Origin of the sequence: Bacillus sp. SRB_331 (assembly GCF_003264175.1) — a bacterium.
In the GTDB taxonomy this organism is placed as follows: domain Bacteria; phylum Bacillota; class Bacilli; order Bacillales; family Bacillaceae_G; genus Bacillus_A; species Bacillus_A mycoides.
This window is the reverse complement of sequence record NZ_NADV01000021.1, coordinates 1-16,600: the sequence shown is the minus strand read 5'-3', so window position 1 is coordinate 16,600 and position 16,600 is coordinate 1. Positions and strand designations below refer to the sequence as shown.

General features: G+C 32.8%; 15 protein-coding genes and 6 pseudogenes. 13 read left to right on the top strand and 8 right to left on the bottom strand.

Annotated features, from left to right (window positions below):
• Window positions 1-125: 125 nt before the first annotated feature.
• Window positions 126-1,526, top strand: a complete 1,401-nt coding sequence (locus B5P42_RS14140; RefSeq protein WP_113734469.1) for a protoporphyrinogen oxidase — start codon at window positions 126-128, stop codon at window positions 1,524-1,526.
• 65 nt (window positions 1,527-1,591) lie between these two features.
• Here B5P42_RS14140 and B5P42_RS14135 read toward each other — a convergent pair whose 3' ends face one another.
• Window positions 1,592-2,140 carry a hypothetical protein gene (locus B5P42_RS14135; RefSeq protein WP_016092619.1) on the bottom strand — a complete coding sequence of 183 codons (549 nt, stop codon included), beginning with the start codon at window positions 2,138-2,140 and terminating at the stop codon, window positions 1,592-1,594.
• A gap of 230 nt (window positions 2,141-2,370) precedes the next feature.
• On the opposite strand from B5P42_RS14135, the gene B5P42_RS14130 reads away from it, so the two are divergent.
• Window positions 2,371-2,922 carry a GNAT family N-acetyltransferase gene (locus B5P42_RS14130; protein ID WP_113734468.1) on the top strand — a complete coding sequence of 184 codons (552 nt, stop codon included), beginning with the start codon at window positions 2,371-2,373 and terminating at the stop codon, window positions 2,920-2,922.
• A 43-nt stretch (window positions 2,923-2,965) separates the two neighbouring features.
• Here B5P42_RS14130 and B5P42_RS14125 read toward each other — a convergent pair whose 3' ends face one another.
• Window positions 2,966-3,151 (bottom strand): cold-shock protein, encoded by a 186-nt coding sequence (locus tag B5P42_RS14125; protein ID WP_000286202.1) that lies wholly within the window; start codon window positions 3,149-3,151, stop codon window positions 2,966-2,968.
• Between the two features lie 86 nt (window positions 3,152-3,237).
• Window positions 3,238-3,441, bottom strand: coding sequence for a cold-shock protein CspD (cspD, locus tag B5P42_RS14120; protein ID WP_002012849.1), 204 nt, complete (start codon window positions 3,439-3,441; stop codon window positions 3,238-3,240).
• Window positions 3,442-3,823: 382 nt separating this feature from the next.
• Between cspD and B5P42_RS14115 the strand changes: the two genes are divergently transcribed.
• The 4 genes and pseudogenes from B5P42_RS14115 to B5P42_RS32670 form a co-directional block, all read left to right on the top strand.
• On the top strand, window positions 3,824-4,720 hold the full coding sequence (locus B5P42_RS14115; protein ID WP_113734467.1) for a CPBP family intramembrane glutamic endopeptidase: 897 nt from the start codon (window positions 3,824-3,826) through the stop codon (window positions 4,718-4,720).
• A 17-nt stretch (window positions 4,721-4,737) separates the two neighbouring features.
• Window positions 4,738-5,379: pseudogene (locus tag B5P42_RS14110) on the top strand (chloramphenicol acetyltransferase).
• Window positions 5,380-6,113: 734 nt separating this feature from the next.
• Window positions 6,114-6,380: pseudogene (locus B5P42_RS14105) on the top strand (hypothetical protein); the annotation flags it as partial.
• 590 nt (window positions 6,381-6,970) lie between these two features.
• Window positions 6,971-7,078: pseudogene (locus tag B5P42_RS32670) on the top strand (N-acetylmuramoyl-L-alanine amidase); the annotation flags it as partial.
• A 326-nt stretch (window positions 7,079-7,404) separates the two neighbouring features.
• Here B5P42_RS32670 and B5P42_RS14095 read toward each other — a convergent pair.
• Window positions 7,405-7,704 carry a hypothetical protein gene (locus B5P42_RS14095; RefSeq protein ID WP_088032963.1) on the bottom strand — a complete coding sequence of 100 codons (300 nt, stop codon included), beginning with the start codon at window positions 7,702-7,704 and terminating at the stop codon, window positions 7,405-7,407.
• 87 nt (window positions 7,705-7,791) lie between these two features.
• Complete coding sequence (locus B5P42_RS14090) at window positions 7,792-8,013, bottom strand: hypothetical protein (RefSeq protein ID WP_000807684.1); 222 nt, start codon at window positions 8,011-8,013, stop codon at window positions 7,792-7,794.
• Window positions 8,014-8,179: 166 nt separating this feature from the next.
• Here B5P42_RS14090 and B5P42_RS14085 point away from each other — a divergent pair.
• The 3 genes and pseudogenes from B5P42_RS14085 to B5P42_RS14075 form a co-directional block, all read left to right on the top strand.
• Window positions 8,180-8,538: pseudogene (locus tag B5P42_RS14085) on the top strand (replication-relaxation family protein); the annotation flags it as partial.
• A gap of 476 nt (window positions 8,539-9,014) precedes the next feature.
• Window positions 9,015-9,788: an HAD family hydrolase gene (locus B5P42_RS14080; protein WP_113734466.1), complete on the top strand. Its 774-nt coding sequence runs from the start codon at window positions 9,015-9,017 to the stop codon at window positions 9,786-9,788.
• A 102-nt stretch (window positions 9,789-9,890) separates the two neighbouring features.
• Window positions 9,891-10,496 (top strand): PRK06770 family protein, encoded by a 606-nt coding sequence (locus B5P42_RS14075; RefSeq protein ID WP_113734465.1) that lies wholly within the window; start codon window positions 9,891-9,893, stop codon window positions 10,494-10,496.
• Window positions 10,497-10,601: 105 nt separating this feature from the next.
• On the opposite strand, the gene B5P42_RS14070 is transcribed toward B5P42_RS14075, so the two are convergent.
• Window positions 10,602-11,474, bottom strand: a complete 873-nt coding sequence (locus B5P42_RS14070; RefSeq protein WP_113734464.1) for a LysR family transcriptional regulator — start codon at window positions 11,472-11,474, stop codon at window positions 10,602-10,604.
• A gap of 129 nt (window positions 11,475-11,603) precedes the next feature.
• On the opposite strand from B5P42_RS14070, the gene B5P42_RS14065 reads away from it, so the two are divergent.
• Window positions 11,604-12,647 carry an aspartate-semialdehyde dehydrogenase gene (locus B5P42_RS14065; protein WP_113734463.1) on the top strand — a complete coding sequence of 348 codons (1,044 nt, stop codon included), beginning with the start codon at window positions 11,604-11,606 and terminating at the stop codon, window positions 12,645-12,647.
• Window positions 12,648-12,754: 107 nt separating this feature from the next.
• Here the strand turns inward: B5P42_RS14065 and B5P42_RS14060 are convergent, their stop codons facing one another.
• Window positions 12,755-13,186, bottom strand: a complete 432-nt coding sequence (locus B5P42_RS14060) for a hypothetical protein (protein ID WP_113734462.1) — start codon at window positions 13,184-13,186, stop codon at window positions 12,755-12,757.
• Window positions 13,187-13,578: 392 nt separating this feature from the next.
• Between B5P42_RS14060 and B5P42_RS14055 the strand changes: the two are divergent.
• Together B5P42_RS14055 and B5P42_RS14050 are read left to right on the top strand one after the other, a co-directional pair.
• Window positions 13,579-14,702: pseudogene (locus B5P42_RS14055) on the top strand (C45 family autoproteolytic acyltransferase/hydrolase).
• Between the two features lie 53 nt (window positions 14,703-14,755).
• Window positions 14,756-15,019 (top strand): hypothetical protein, encoded by a 264-nt coding sequence (locus B5P42_RS14050; protein WP_113734461.1) that lies wholly within the window; start codon window positions 14,756-14,758, stop codon window positions 15,017-15,019.
• Between the two features lie 112 nt (window positions 15,020-15,131).
• Here the strand turns inward: B5P42_RS14050 and B5P42_RS14045 are convergent.
• Window positions 15,132-15,218: pseudogene (locus B5P42_RS14045) on the bottom strand (tyrosine-type recombinase/integrase); the annotation flags it as partial.
• A 2-nt stretch (window positions 15,219-15,220) separates the two neighbouring features.
• Here B5P42_RS14045 and B5P42_RS14040 point away from each other — a divergent pair.
• Window positions 15,221-15,526, top strand: coding sequence for a hypothetical protein (locus tag B5P42_RS14040; protein WP_098779224.1), 306 nt, complete (start codon window positions 15,221-15,223; stop codon window positions 15,524-15,526).
• Window positions 15,527-16,600: the final 1,074 nt, after the last annotated feature.

The window sequence follows — 16,600 nt, the reverse complement described above, 5'->3', positions numbered from 1 at the left end:
TTCTTTTTTATTCATATATATTGTCTAATTTCTTACAGAATGCGCAAGCTGCTAGTCGACTATGATAATTTTTGGTTATAATAATAAAGGAATTATTAATTGTATCGGTTAGGGGCGCAGCAAATATGAAAACAGTCGTTGTCATCGGTGGAGGTATTACTGGACTTTCTACTATGTTTTATTTAGAAAAATTAAAGAAGGATTATAATATAGATTTAAATTTAATCCTTATTGAGAAAGAAGAGTATTTAGGTGGTAAAATCCACAGTGTGGAAGAAAATGATTTTATTATGGAATCTGGAGCAGATTCTATTGTAGCTCGTAATGAACATGTTTTGCCGCTTGTAAAAGATTTAAATTTAGAAAATGAAATGGTATATAACGAAACAGGTATTTCTTACATATACTCTGATAACATATTACATCCAATTCCTGCTGACACTATATTTGGGATTCCTATGAGTGTTGAATCATTATTTAGCAGTACGCTAGTCTCAAAAAAAGGGAAAATCGTTGCTTTAAAAGATTTTATTACGAAAAATAAGGAGTTTACAAAGGATACATCACTTGCTGTATTTTTAGAAAGCTTTTTAGGGAAAGAATTAGTGGAAAGACAAATTGCACCTGTGCTTTCAGGTGTATATTCTGGTAAATTGAATGAGCTTACAATGGCATCTACGTTACCATATTTACTTGAGTATAAAAATAAATACGGAAGTATTATTAAAGGTTTTGAAGAGAATAAAAAACAATTTCAGTCAGCAGGAAATAAAAAGTTTGTATCATTTAAAAGTGGACTATCTACGATTATTAATCGCTTAGAAGAAGTGCTGACGGAGACTGTCATTTATAAAGGTGCTGTAACAACAGTGATAAGTAAAAAAGGGGATCGGTATGAGGTTTCTTTTGCAAATCATGAGACAGTACAAGCTGATTATGTCGTTTTAGCAGCTCCACATGATATCGCACAAACGTTATTACAGTCTAATGAGTTAAATGAGCATTTTAATAAATTTAAAAATTCATCGCTTTTAAGTATTTACTTAGGTTTTGACATACTAGATGAACAACTACCGGCTGACGGCACAGGTTTTATCGTAACGGAAAACAGTGATTTACATTGTGATGCTTGCACATGGACAAGCAGGAAGTGGAAACATACATCTGGTAAACAAAAGCTATTAGTAAGAATGTTTTATAAGAGCACTAATCCAGTATATGAAACGATCAAAAGTTATAGTGAAGAAGAATTAGTACGAGTTGCTTTATATGATATTGAAAAGAGCCTCGGAATTAAAGGTGAACCGGAAGTAATTGAAGTTACAAATTGGAAAGATTTAATGCCGAAATATCATTTAGAACATAATCAAGCTGTTCAATCATTACAAGAAAAATTGGCCGTGCTTTATCCTAATGTATACTTAGCTGGTGCTTCATATTACGGTGTAGGAATTGGTGCTTGTATTGGAAACGGAAAGAATACTGCCAATGAAATAATTACGACATTGAATGAACAGTCAAAATAATAATATTGAATACATATGTAAATAAAATGTCCCTCCAACATAATGGAGGGACATTTTATTTGTAATTATTTAACATTAATTGCAATCTTTTTATGATTGGCTTTATTCTCTTTAATAGTTAATGTTATTTTTCCAGATTCTTCAAATGAATACGGTGAGAGCCGATAAAGTTCTTTAATACTATGTTTTTCTTTTAATTTATTTGTAGGAATTAATGTTATATTAGGCTTCCATGTTTCCTGTTTACCTGAAGGGTAGTCTACTATTATTTCTGGATTATTTAATTGTATTGTTTCCCAAGAGACAAAATACAGTTCAACTTCTGCATCTTTTTTTAGTAATTCTTCTGAGAAATAACCAAACTCACCAACATTACCAAAAACAGTGAAATTTTGATTTTGCAATTTAATATCTAAATATCTAGGTTGATATGTTGCTGCGTGATACATTCCGTATGAAAGAGAGAGTGTGGCAGCGATTAATATACCAACTGAAAATGTCTTAAAGCTATTTCCTTTAAAACTTGTCATCATAAATGAGTTTGGTGTGAATTTTTTTGCGAATAAAAAAATGAGTAAAATGAGCAAGAGGGATAAGCCAATGAAAATATACATAAAGTTTAAGCACCTCCGTAAGAAATATTTACTGTTTTTCTATATTTTAACATGAGAGGGTATAAATTAGGGGTGGTTTTTAGAGGGGAATTAATAAATACAACGAAGTTATATATTATTAATAGGATAAACATCGCTAGAAATATTTGATTTGTGGGACATTAAGGACTTTCCTAATTATAAATACTTTTTCTGCTATAATAAATGAGTAGAGAGAAAGGAGTGATCCTATGGTATTTCCTATGTTAGAAACAGAACGCTTGCGCTTAGTTGAAATAGAACAATCTTATTGTCAAAAAATATATGAAATATTCTCATTAGATGAGGTAACGTGTTATTACGGTATGAATTCTTTTACTGAGTTTGGACAAGCTTCACGTATGATTGAATCTTTTTCAAAAAATTACTTTGAGAAAAAGGCAATGCGTTGGGGGATTGTATTAAAAGACACAAATAAATTAGTAGGAACAATTGGATTAAATAATTTACAACTTTGGAGTAAACGCTCAGAGATTGGATATGATTTGCATCCTCGTTATTGGGGGAATGGTTATGCTTCTGAAGCAGCCAGGGAGATTATTACTTATGGATTTCGAGATTTAGGCTTATTTAGAATTGGAGCTATTACATATCCTGAAAATATAACTTCGTGTAATATGTTATCTAAATTAGGTTTTCAACAAGAAGGGCTGTTACGTGGATACATTCATCAAGGAAATAAACAACACGATGCATTAATGTATTCTATTGTACGAACAGATGTAGAGGATATTCATTATTAATAAAAAAGCCCCTCTTATTTAAAATAAGAGGGGCTTGTAAAAATCAACCTATTTTAGGTAATAAACGTTCTCCGCTTTTCATACTACTTTTACATAAAGGGCATTTAGGCTCTTCTTCAAATGAAAAGTTCTTTCTCATCCATCCTAAACAATCCTCTGATTCACATTCCCAAACAGGGGTTTGTTCTGGTGGTACTTCTGCTACATCGTTCTTTCGATTGCGATACATGTAACCACTCCTTTTATGTAAAAATTTTTAGTTATATATTAAAAAGGTTGTTAACCGAGCTGGTAACAACCTTTTTATTGATTGAATTATAGCTTTACAACGTTTTTAGCTTGAGGTCCACGGTTACCGTCTTCAACTTCGAAGCTAACTTCTTGACCTTCGTCAAGAGATTTGAAGCCGTCGCCAGTGATAGCTGAGAAGTGAACGAATACGTCGCTACCGTCTGCAACTTCGATGAAACCGAAACCTTTTTCGCTGTTAAACCATTTTACTTTACCTGTTAATGTCATGGTAATGCCTCCTAAAATTTAAAAAGATTACAATATGATCGGCCTTATTCGATTGAAAATAAAAGTTCACATATTATCAAAAATCCATAAGGAGTACAAAACATTCCTGATTGATACTTGATAATATGCAAAGAAAGTATAGTGCTAAATTGACCTTAATTACTATCTTACAACAAATGGTGGGAAATAGCAAGTGCTGGTAATACCAGTGAATGAATTGGGTGATACTGGTAAAAGGCACGAAGACATCTCTTTTATTTATATATTATTCCTAATCTGAATTTATTCCAAACAAAAATCATTTATTTTAAAAAATATGTTTAAGGGAAACGATATATATTTTAAGAATACAGATGATTACAATAATAAGGAGGATAGAATATTGCTAAATAAACAATTTAAAATAATTGAAGCAGCAAAAGAAGGAAGAAGAAAAGTTCATCCTATTTTCGCTGTTATACTTGCAATTGTATTTTTAACTTTAGGTGAATTTTTCATGTTGTTTATGCTGTTTTTACCGAAAGCAGATACATCATTTGTAAAGGCAATTTATAATAATATTGAGATGATATTAACGTTTGGTGGGGCTATATTTTTTATTTTTTTATGGATTAGGTTTGTAGAGAAAAGGTCATTTTCATCCATTGGTTTTTGGAAAGTGCAATGGATGAGAAAGTATTTGAGAGGTGCGTTAATAGGATTTGTCTTCATTTCAATACCAGTAATTGTACTTGTATTAACAGGTATTGTAAAACTACAAATGCAACAAATTACGGCAACCGCCATATTTGGTATTGTAGGATCTTTAATTGCTTTTTTAATACAAGGTGCAACGGAAGAAATTATTGTACGAGGCTGGTTGTTTCCAGTTATTTCTGTTAGAAGTCGTATATGGGTTGGGATTATAGTGACGTCCTTTTTATTTGGTTTTCTTCATGTACTTAATCCAGGTATTACAATTCTTTCAATATCGAATATAATATTAGTTGGTGTATTTGCAGCATTTTACGTTTTAAAAGACAGTAGTCTTTGGGGGATATGCGCGTGGCATTCCATTTGGAATTGGGCGCAATATAACGTCTATGGTTTTGCAGTTAGTGGCATGACGATATATTCAACGCCGCTATTTAAACCTGTAACAAATGGGTCAGAAGTGCTTCATGGAGGCTCATTTGGTATTGAAGGTAGTATCATTACAACAATAATGCTTTCTATCGCTTCAATCGTTTTATGGAAACAGTTATGGGGGCGAAAAGTGAAACAACGAGATATTAGCTAATGAAAGAGGGAGAAAATATGGGGATTGTAGCGTTTGAGGGAGCGAGCGCTGTTGGTAAAAGTACAACATGTCGTGAATTAGAAAAAAATTACGGTGCATTTATTATACCTGAAGTTAATCTATTATTTGAAAGACCAAAAAATGAACATAGAACATGGTATTTTGAAAAACAAGTAGAGCGCTGGAATATAGCAATGCAGAAGTCGCAGCAATATGAGTTAGTAATACTCGATGGTGATATTTATCAGCCACTTAGTTATAATTGGTGTTTCCATTTTGATATATTTAATCAGCCGTTATCTTTAATAGAAAACTTTTATAAAGAAAAGATGATAAATAGAGAAATTGGTTTTCCAGATCAATATTTTTATTTGTACACGAATGATGAAGAACTTAGAAAATGAAAAGAATTTGATGAGACGAGAAGCAGAAGAAATTTTGAAAAACATTTACATATATCAAAACAGTTGCAGCGTTATTATGAAAATTTAAATACCGTCACAGACGGGTACTGTAAATTGATTGAAGCAAAAAGTATAAAGTCGAATGAATTAGAAATTGTGAAAAGTTTAAACAGCTTAAACGTGTGTGAAGAAAGACGTTTTGATGTTTCGAGGCTAGATGCTATTACGAAGTGGTTAAAAGAGAATCGAGCATAAAAAAACAACGAGTGCCTTATAAGGTACTCGTTGTTTTTTTATACATATTGAATGTGTGAGTTCGTATTCTAATTTGTTTGTTTTGTTCGATGGGGAAATAGAACCGTACAACTGCCATCCTTATTGGGAGATTGCTTACTATGATGATGAGGGTAATGTAGTTCATAGCTGTCAAAAGGGAAAGTATGCGATATAAGTAAAAAAGGACGAGCAGTCGTACCTGCCGTCCTTTTTAGGAGAAAAATTATTCTGGATTAGAACTACGAATAACCAGAAAACGCGCTTTTAACCAGTGTTGTCAAAGATGTAATAATCTATGCAACAAAAAAAGCTTAGTCGGAATTCAAAACACCCAAATGGCTTGCATTGGTAAACAGGCTCAAAAGTAGTATATGCAAAATAAAAAATCCCATACAAAAAGCAGACAACAATTTTGGTTGTCTGCCAGCAATTCGAATGAGTTAGTCAATTGTGATAAATTGCTGTCCCATTTTAAGAAGAGTGAAGCTGCTAGTTCAAACAGCTTGTAGGTAGTATTTTCGATATTTTAAAAAATATACAGAGAAAGCAGATAAGTGACGAACCTACCTGGTTACTACTGTAACAATAGAAAGAAGTACCAGCCGTGGATTAAGTGGCTTGGAAGTAGTATGTATTGATTTGGAAAAATTATTCAAGGGATGAAGAGAAGATTGGCATCGATAGTGAATAGTGTATGTGAAATAATTCGGTTAATGAGTGAAACGAAAGTAGAATGCATCCAAATCACATACGAAATTGGCGATATCATAGAGCAGAAATACAGACGTTGTTATTACAATCGTTCAGATAATGCGTGTTTTAGTATTAGTGTTTGTAAAAACTGCCCGACTGGTCAAGAATTACACCAACTGGGTAGATACCTTGATATACACCCGAAAGAGCGAGGTGGAAAACGAAAAAATATACCCAACGATCTTACTCCGGAGCGTGTACGTGAAATGAATAAAAATAGGGAGCCTGTTTTTATTTTAAGTGAGTATATATAGTTTCTTAGTTATCCCATGTTTTTGCTGTTATTATATGGTTGAAATTTTTATAAAAGGGAGTTGTATAAATACTGCTAACTGGATATGAATGCTGTATATGAGGTGGTAGGAAGTAATCAGGGGTGGAGTACTTCGGAAAGTTTTGAATGTGTATAGGGTTTATATGGTAGATATATGAAATTGGAAAATGACCATAGACAGGGCGATAACTTAGATAAGGTGAATAGGTTCTGTTCGGTAACATATTTATCTTGGTCTCCTTTGATATTAAATTGGTAAGGAGAATATTTATTGACTAGTAAGTGCTTTTTGATATGAATTAAAAGCAACAATTACCGCAACTAATGATCCAATCAGAAAAAATACGGACTCAGTTAAAGTAATCAAACGACCAACTAAAGTGTTTCTTTCTTCGATTTATTTGAAAGAAACACTTTATAATGTATCAACAAATAATTAATTTAATTACATATGGATTTGGTTTTTATAGTATGAGAAACATATTAAAAGGTGTATTAAATTAATGTAAATAAAATAAATAATCATGGTGGTACTACGTCTTGCAGGATAAAGGTGTTGCTGGTTCTGTAGATGCAGGATTAATGTTTACAATTGATGCTAAAGTAAGCGTTAATGGATCGCCACAATATAAAATACACAACAACAAATGAAGCCGAAGTGATTTTTCACAAAAGAATAGTTTGGTGAACAAAAACACTATTTTAATTTCAAACAAAAGAGCAGCTAGCAAAAGCTATCTGCTCGGCTGGTTCTCCGTGGGGATCGGAGAAAGTTTAGGGACTTTAAATGAGTTTTGGCTAATGCCTATCTAAAGTATTGACGGAATGTTGAGTTTTATTCGGTTGAGCCTAAAAAAGAACTGTATATTAGTGCTCTTCAGACCTAGTCTCTTATAGTAACAGTTACTGGCGTTATGTGTAAGAACTACACGTTTATCTTGAAAATAATGATTATTTATTCACATGTAAATTCACAATTAGAGCACAATCGCATCAATACGCTCACAGTTAACTACAGTGATATCTCCGTTTTCATCTATAAACGTAGCCAGGCATGATCTATTATGGAAACCTACAAATATAGAAGCTTTTAATATTGTGCCGTTAACTAAAAGTTGTTTTATTTTTTTTCCTAAGTAAAATGTTTCTAAAAGATAGCAAATATCTTTAGAATGCTCTTTTTTGGTTGGGATAAAAGAAGATTGGTTATTCGGAAGAGACGTTAGATTAGGATTAAATACTTTGGGAGTAATAGCATAGTTTATGAAAACTGACATTTTTCCGGCTCCTCTATTTTATAATTTATATTGAAATATGCTTAGGGAATTACGAAATGGGGCTTTTTTCAAAGCCCCGTCTTTACTCTACTCAGCTTCAATTCTCAGCGCTTGAATATCACGACAGTCCAAAACAATTATAGAGCCAGGTTCTGTTGTATTATCCACAAATGTTACACAAAAATTATCTGGATTAAAGTTAGTGAAAATAAGATCCTCTAGTGTTGTTCCTGTGAGGAAAACATCTACTTCTGTACCTAACTGTAATCTTTCTAATTGTTCGCAAACACATTTTGTATGCTCAGCCAAATAAAAACCTCCTTTTCTCGGTTTGCTATTAATATATGAATAAATTTAATAGAAGGATTGGATTAATAACTTAGTACACTAGTAAGTATTTTGCAAGTTTATATTTTTATAAAATAATCCTTTTATAAGTATGTAGAGTTGCTGGGTTGATTGGTGATATGAAATACATGCGTTACTTAGAAACGAATCTTGGTTACACTTATTCTGCCCGTATGATTGGCAGATTGAAACGGAAATACGATATAAAAAGAATGAAGAGAAAAAGAAGATTGTCCCAAATGTGAAGTTCCGTGATGAAGGAAATATACTTCATGCAGTTGAGGTAGATCGCTCGCAGAAAATGAAAGTGAATGAAGAGAAGTTAAAAAAGTATGAAGAGTTCACGCAAATTTATAAACGAAGCATAATGGGGAAATGCCAGTCATTCATTTTTTTACAGTAACCAAATATAGAGAAAAGAAATTAGAAGAGCTAGCAGTTAAGTATGATGTGTTTGTGAAGGTATATGTAATAGAAGAAATATAAAAAAGTGCTAACAAGTGTGCAAACCAGATTGCAAACAAAAATGCAAACTAAACGAATACTTCTTAGTAATGGTAAGAGGGAAATGGTCGCTGATATGTCCTCTAAAACCTTATATAATCAAAGTTTGAAAATGTTAAACCATCATACAATAAACTCATATTTATGCAGCTACTAAAAATATTAGGCTAGCACATATTTTTATAAATTTAAAACGAAATGCTTAGAGTGGGATTTGCATTTGAAAAAGATGGGGATTTTTGACGGAATAATCTTTCAATTTATAAAGAAAAGAAATACAATATAAGGAAATACATATATGATTCAGGAAATAGAAAATATGTAATAAATGAAAATGAGACTCAAAATTGAATTGAGACCAAAAGTAGGTAGAGATTAACTACCCGTAAAAGCTCAGTTGATTCAACAAATAATCAATGTTTCGAGTTATTATTTGTGAAAGGAGAATAAATGTAAGTATGAAAAAGATTATTATTTCAGATCTTGATGGGACTTTATTAAGAAGTGATAAAACAATTTCAGAGAAATCTATTAATATTTTGAGGGAATGTAAAAATAATGGAGACGAATTGATTTTTGCTACGGCAAGGCCTCCAAGGGCTATAAAACAGTATATTCCCAACGTGTTAAAAAGTGAGATTATCATTTGTTATAACGGAGCTCTAGTTCTTAAAGGTAATGATATTTTATATGAAATGAAGATTTCTAAAAATGATATTTTAGAAATTATAGAAATAGCAAAAAAGTATAATCTTCATCAGATTTGTCTTGAAATAAATGATAAGCTGTACTCAAATTTTGATGTTACTGATTATTTTGGTGATGTGCCGTGTGAAGTCATGGATATAAGAAAATTAAACTTTGAAAAAGCTTCTAAATTAATTGTTTGTACTAATGGCTCAATAAATAAGGAGTTCACTAAGGAATTGCCTGATGAGTGTAAGGCAGTCATTACAGATAACGGAACATTATGTCAAATTATGCATACGGATGTTTCAAAATGGAATAGCATTCAGCATGTTCTACAGCACTTAAATCGAGATGTATCTGAAGTAATTGCATTTGGAGATGACTACAATGATATGGAAATGATAGAAAAGTGTGGGATTGGCGTAGCGATGAGCAATGCTGTTGAAGAATTAAAATCCGTCGCTAAATTTATTGCCAAAAGTAACGATGAGGATGGAGTTACTACATTTCTGGAAAGTAATAGTTATATTTATGTTAATTAATATGAAAAAATGAATTGCAGTAAGTTGCGAAAAAAGAGAAGCTACATCTGTTTTTGATAGATAGAAATTATGAAAAGGGCTATGTGGGAGGAAACAGGCGAGATGAAAACACTATTTAAAGTATTAGGAATTATCGCGGGGATGGTAGTAATTGGGGTAGGTTTAACATATGGGATATTGTATTATTTGAATCACAGTAAACCAGCTGCGAAAAAGGTATCACCAGCCGCTCCGGCAGTAGAAGTATTAGCTGATAGTAATTTAAAAGCCGAAGATGCGAAGATGTTAGAAAATGGAAATTATTCATTGCCGAATAGTGGCTTTAATAAAAATTTCAAATGGACAGATGAGAACATACAGACAGCATTACATGAAATGGCACATCAAAAAACAAAAGCTGATCAAAAGTGGGGCTATATTTTTATTACACAAGAACGTGTTGAAAGTTTACTTGAAATTATAAATAGTAATGATGTTGCACAAAAAAGTACATATGTGGATATTTTAGAACGATGGAAACAAGGAAAATATGAAAAGGTTGATGTGGACCACAACAAGATTTGGAAATTGCAAAGTGGAAATTTAGGAGAAGGGAAAGGAGTAATGTCAGAAAAGGAGCAAAAAGAATTAATTAATCAAGTTTTTATACAAAAAGGTACATATTCAGGTAGTAAATTAATTGCAGGTGAGGTACAAGCTAATAAATAATATACATATTGATTTTGAAACACCTTTACTGTTATGAACACAAATGTTTTAACAAAAATGAGTAATTGCTTTTTAGAGCAGTTACTCATTTTTGTTATTACTCGCTTACTTTTCTATTCTCTCTAATAATGTAAGAAACGATTGTAAAACGGGTGATATCCATCTAGATTTATGATAGATTACATGGCTTTGAATGACTGCTGGAGTTTCGATGGGCTGAAAACAGAGTTGCTCTTTTTGACAACTTTCTTGTACAACGATGTAAGGGAGAATTGAAATTCCTAACTCACACATCACAGATTGTTTAATGACTTCAACATTGGAAGTTTCGAATGTTTTAGCGGGAATATTCCCGCTTTGACGTAAAAAACGATCTACCATCGGTCTATAGCCGCAGCTTTGTTCAGTAAATATAAATTGAGTATTTTGTAATAAAAGGAGTGGATCAGTGTTTGAAGGGAAATGAGCAGGGAAAATCCATCCAAATGTTTCATTACATAAATTACACGTAATAAAATCATTATGCTCTATACTTTCTCCAATTATGAAGATAACATCGGTTTCTCCTTCATGTAGTTTTTTCAATGCTTGCCCATTGGTATTTGTCTCAAGTACGATATTTACTTTCGGATTTTCCTGTTTGTAAGTACGTAATAATTGTGGTAATCGATACACTGCCAATGATTCATTAGATGTAATAGTTAATGTTCCTTCTAAATGGTCACTGTTTTGAGGGATTTCTTGCGCTTTATCATAAATAGTAAGTAATTCTAATGCGTATGGATGAAATTGATGACCTGCTTTTGTAAGAAGTATTTTTTTTCCTAATCGATCGAATAGAGGAATGTTTAAATCGCTCTCTAATGATTTAATATGGGCTGTTACAGTAGATTGCACATAACCTAATGCATGAGCAGCTTTAGAAAAGTTACCATATTTAACAATGGCACAAAATGTTTTAACATGTCTCATTTCCATAAGTGATACCTCTTTTATTATCATGATTTGTGAATGATTATATCATGTATTTCAATTTTTCAAATCATTAAATTTCTTTTAAAATTAAGTTGTGGAGAAATTTATTCAAGTGAAATTGGAGGAGAAAAAATGAGTGAAAAGAGCTATCATGTAGCTGTAGTTGGGGCTACAGGTGCAGTAGGGCAAAAAATTATTGCATTGTTAGATAGAGAAACGAAATTTAATATAGAAGAAATTACATTACTCTCGTCAAAACGATCTGCTGGCAAGGCAGTAAAATTTAAAGGCAGGGAGATTAAAATACAAGAGGCAAAATCAACTAGTTTTGAAGGTGTAGACATTGCATTTTTTAGTGCTGGAGGAGAAGTTTCTAGACAATATGTAAATCATGCAGTTTCTAGTGGTGCAATTGTAATTGACAACACAAGTGAATACCGAATGGCACACGATGTACCACTCGTCGTTCCAGAAGTAAATGCACATACTTTAAGGAAACATAAAGGGATCATTGCAGTTCCGAATTGCTCAGCACTACAGATGGTAACAGCTCTTCAACCTATTCGGAAATCATTTGGTATAGAACGAATTATTGTTTCAACGTATCAAGCCGTATCAGGATCAGGAATTCATGCGATTCATGAATTAAAAGAACAAGCTAAGTCAATGCTTACAGGAGAAGAAGTGAAGAGTACTATATTACCAGCGAAAAAAGATAAAAAACATTATCCAATTGCATTTAATGTTTTGCCGCAAGTGGATATATTTACAGACAACGATTTCACATTCGAAGAAGTAAAGATGATTCAAGAGACTAAGAAAATTTTAGAAGATCCAAATCTGAAAATGGCAGCTACTTGCGTCAGAGTTCCAGTTGTATCGGGGCATTCTGAATCGGTTTATATTGAACTTGAAAAAGAAGCGACCGTTGCAGAAATTAAAGAAGTACTACTGAATGCACCAGGTGTTATTTTACAAGATAATCCTAGTGAACAAATTTATCCAACGCCATTATATGCAGAGGGTAAAAGAGATACATTTGTAGGTAGAATACGCAAAGATCCGGATACGCCAAAAGGATTCCATCTTTGGATTGTTTCTGATAATTTATTAAAAGGTGCGGCTTGGAACTCAGTTCAAATCGCAGAGACATTGGTGGAAAAGGGGATTATTTAGTATAAATTTATATAAACATTGAAAATAGGAGGATATATGGGAAACCGTTAATTATAATGGTTTCCCATTTTTTACTTAATGAGTATTCTCCTAACTTCAATTTGAATTTAATTTAAGTTAGTTTTTATAGTGTTTTTATAAATATCAATTTTATTTGCAGAGAATTTTAAAAATCTAGGCTCTCCATTAATTGTGAGATAAATATTAATTGAGATTGGCATCTCAACCTTTTTCACTACATCTTCTATAGCAATATACTCATTTTCTTTTTCGTTATAAAAAACAATGGAACTAATTAATACCTCGTTATTTTCAATATCAATACTACACATCATAGGGAATTTCTCATCATTATGTATTATTAATTCGCCCAGTACTATTGAACCGTTTAATTCTTCTGTGAAATTTATAGTTTCCACTGGTTTTATCCACGTTTCATCGCACTCTTCATTTTCCTCTTCATCTATTGCCCATTCCCATATCGGGTTTTGTTTCAAGTCTTCAATAGTCAATTCATCAACTGGTTTGCTTTTACTCATATACAATTACTCCTTTCATCCTAATAAATGGATGATTAAAAAATATTCTTTCTTTAACTGAACAATATGGCCATTTGCATCCCTTTGAAATACAAGTTTTCGCATTTTCATAATCAGTTGAACGCCAATAAACAGGTTCAATGTAGAGTTTATTCCATTTGATATTATTTTAACTAGTTTCGAAATACTGTACTCATCCTAATAACCTCTCGAATACTTGTTCTTACAGTGATTTTAACAATGTTTTGAGTAGGTATCAAATAGTTATTAACTGACCTGATTGAAAAGAAAAAAGGATTGTTAATGTATGTGGAAAAGAGCGAAAAACATCAAGAATGAACAAAAGGATTTCGGTATGATATGGATATATTCAATGTGAGGGGGAATTTAATGTGTATCAAATAAAGGGGTATTTTTCGTCACTAAAAGGAAAATATTATGAAATTGGTAAGCAACAAGGAGAATTCGTAAAGAAACATCCGTATCTCATTCCACAATTTATACAGCAAGAAAATTTAATATGGGATAACCATTGGACAGAATCTAGAAATGTACTAAAACAATATTGTCCAGGAATTAATGAAGAAATTGAAGGCTTTTGCGAAGTATTGAAAATTCCTTTAAGGAATATGATGTAATATTATCAGACACTATTAAAAGCAGGTTGTAGTCATTGTGCAGTATTACTTAAAAAACTGATTTAAAGCATACATATGTATTAAGAAATTTTGATTTATCACCCAAAATAGATGATATGCGTTTTTGTTCGACGCATGTTGAAGGTGCATATGCACATAGTGGCTTTTCTACTCAATATTTTGGCCGAACAGAAGGAGTTAATGAGCATGGGTTATCTATTACATTTTCAGCATGTGGTCAACCTGTAGGGAATATTGAAGGTTTAAGAAAACCGATGGTAAATGGTTTGCAATGTTTTGCGGTAATTCGAGTAATATTGGAGAAATGTAGAAATACGCAGGGAGCTACATCATTAATAAAAGAAATGCCTATAGCAAGTAATATTAATATAATTGTAGCGGATCCTTTAAACGCAGCACATATTGAAATATTTGACGGGCATAAATCAATAACAACAATTAATGAGGAAAGCCAAGCTTTTATCGTATCAAAAAACCATGCAGTCAGTTCACCTATTCAGAAATTAAATAATAGGAAATTAGAACAATCTACAAAAAGATATCACATTTTACATGAGCATTTAAATCGAAATGAGCAGGTGAGCATGGAATCTTTAAAAGGATTGGTAGAAGAAGAATATCCTATCGGGGTGACGGTGCATAATTATGAAGAGTGGTTTGGGACTTTGCATTCTGTATTATTTGATTTACAGGATCGTACATTGAATATTTGCTTCGGATCGCCACTTTTAAACGAGTGGTACTCATTGAAAGTTGGAGAAAGCCCTCCGTTTTTCGAAGTAAATGTGAACTTTAAAAATAAAGCTTATGCTGACTTTTGGAGAGAAGAGAAAAATGAAATGACTCCTAAAGATTAAAAAGGGATAAAATGGTAAAATGAAGGGGTGGGAATAGACAGGAGGGATTGCCATTGCTACAAGCTAGGTTACCAATTGTTCTAATCCTTTTTCTAGTCGCTTTGATGTATATAACATATCAAAAAAGAAAAAAAGCGGGGATAAAAGGATTAAAAAGTTCATTAACTTCTATTTGTTGCTTTTTAATTGCAATCTTAAATTTGTTTGCATATTGGCTTCATTTTGGCGGTATTTTTACTTGGCTAGTCTCAATCGTATTGTTGCTAGTGGGGGCGTATTTTACAAAATATATTCCAATCTCAAAAAAGGTGCACTAAAATTACATGAGTTTATATGTAATGTTTTATTTCAATGTGCTATAGATGCCTTTAAATCAATGCTTTTGAGCATTTCGATATGTGTTTGCAAACATTTTGTAAACACATATCGAAATATACTCTTCGCGAATGTTTTCGCTGCATCTTCTTGCATATTGGGTAAGACATGAGAATATACCCTTAAAGTTAAAGAGATATCAAATGCCAATGACAGAATTCATGAAGTTTGTAAAGTGCGAGAACGAAGGTGTTTTTGACATCAAGCAGATGTACAGCGCTGAAAAAGCTTTCAAGAAAATGCAGAACCACCGAAATCTACATTTTGCTTACATGGGTATGCGAGTAAATGTAGCTGGCAAGTGGGGTACAATCGTTGGAAATTGGAAAACTAATTTGTTCGATGGGGAAATAGAAGCGTACAACTGCCACCCTTATTGGGAAATTGCTTACTTCGATGAAGAAGGCAATGTGGTTCATAGCTGTCAAAAGGGAGAGTATGCGATATAAGTAAAAAAGGACGAGCAGTCGTACCTACTGTCCTTTATAGGAGAAAAATTATTCTGCACTAGAACTACGAATAACCAGAAAACGCGCTTTTAACCAGTGTTGTCAAAGATGTAATAATCTATGCAACATAAAAGCTTAGTCGGAATTCAAAACACCAAAATGGCTTGCGTTGGTAAACAGGCTCAAAAGTAGTATATGCAAAATGAAAAATTCCATACAAAAAGCAGACAACAATTTTGGTTGTCTGCCTGTGAGTTGAATGAGTTAGCTAATTGTGATAAATTGCTTTCCCATTACAAGAAGAGTGAAGCTGCTAGTTCAAACAGCTTGTAGGTAGTATTTTCGATATCTAAAAAAATATACAGAGAAAGCAGATAGGTGAAGAACCTGCCTGCTTACTACTGTAACAAAAGAAAGAAGTACTAGCCGTGGATACGACGGCTTGAAAATAGTATGTATTGGTTTTGAAAAAATATTCAAGGAGTGAAGGGAAATGGGATGGGGACAAATTTGAGGGCTATTCACTCGAACAGCTTCGTACCCGTCACAGTCGTTATCCTATTGTGACGGGTATCTGACTTATATTATTGAGGGAACGGGACGGAAGGATGCCACGGTATTGTTACAGGAATCCAGACGGACCTGCGCGCTTACCCCAGCATTCGCGAGCTGCGTCACGGCATTCAAGATAGCAGATCTTCTGCCAGATTTGACGGCTACGTTATAGTTCACGACTAGGGGACGAACTGGGTCCTGAGGGGGAAATCGATTGAGAATTGCTTGATGATAGGTTGTTCTTAACGTGACGTTCGCTGTCAGCGTGATACCTTCTATAGTAATACCAGTCAGCGTTGTCCTGTTAAATGAGGTGAGTTTGACTGTAAGCATGTAACGGTTTTGCATATTTATTTTTCCTTTATTATTAGACTTAATTTATTTTATGCTTGTCTAACAATTTAGTGTAGACACTTGCATCATAATAAGTTGAAAGAAATATAAGATTATATTTTGATAAGGCGTGGAGATTAAAAAAAGGCAGTTGAACAAAAACGTTATTTGCGCGACACGTTTCCT

What these genes read in the sequence shown, in the direction of transcription:
- B5P42_RS14065 (WP_113734463.1), top strand. Translation starts at nt 11,604, where the DNA reads ATGAGTGAAAAGAGCTATCATGTAGCTGTAGTTGGGGCTACAGGTGCA.
- B5P42_RS14095 (WP_088032963.1), bottom strand. Translation starts at nt 7,704, where the DNA reads ATGTCAGTTTTCATAAACTATGCTATTACTCCCAAAGTATTTAATCCT.
- B5P42_RS14075 (WP_113734465.1), top strand. Translation starts at nt 9,891, where the DNA reads ATGAAAACACTATTTAAAGTATTAGGAATTATCGCGGGGATGGTAGTA.
- cspD (WP_002012849.1), bottom strand. Translation starts at nt 3,441, where the DNA reads ATGACATTAACAGGTAAAGTAAAATGGTTTAACAGCGAAAAAGGTTTC.
- B5P42_RS14135 (WP_016092619.1), bottom strand. Translation starts at nt 2,140, where the DNA reads ATGTATATTTTCATTGGCTTATCCCTCTTGCTCATTTTACTCATTTTT.
- B5P42_RS14125 (WP_000286202.1), bottom strand. Translation starts at nt 3,151, where the DNA reads ATGTATCGCAATCGAAAGAACGATGTAGCAGAAGTACCACCAGAACAA.
- B5P42_RS14060 (WP_113734462.1), bottom strand. Translation starts at nt 13,186, where the DNA reads ATGAGTAAAAGCAAACCAGTTGATGAATTGACTATTGAAGACTTGAAA.
- B5P42_RS14070 (WP_113734464.1), bottom strand. Translation starts at nt 11,474, where the DNA reads ATGGAAATGAGACATGTTAAAACATTTTGTGCCATTGTTAAATATGGT.
- B5P42_RS14130 (WP_113734468.1), top strand. Translation starts at nt 2,371, where the DNA reads ATGGTATTTCCTATGTTAGAAACAGAACGCTTGCGCTTAGTTGAAATA.
- B5P42_RS14040 (WP_098779224.1), top strand. Translation starts at nt 15,221, where the DNA reads ATGCCAATGACAGAATTCATGAAGTTTGTAAAGTGCGAGAACGAAGGT.
- B5P42_RS14080 (WP_113734466.1), top strand. Translation starts at nt 9,015, where the DNA reads ATGAAAAAGATTATTATTTCAGATCTTGATGGGACTTTATTAAGAAGT.
- B5P42_RS14140 (WP_113734469.1), top strand. Translation starts at nt 126, where the DNA reads ATGAAAACAGTCGTTGTCATCGGTGGAGGTATTACTGGACTTTCTACT.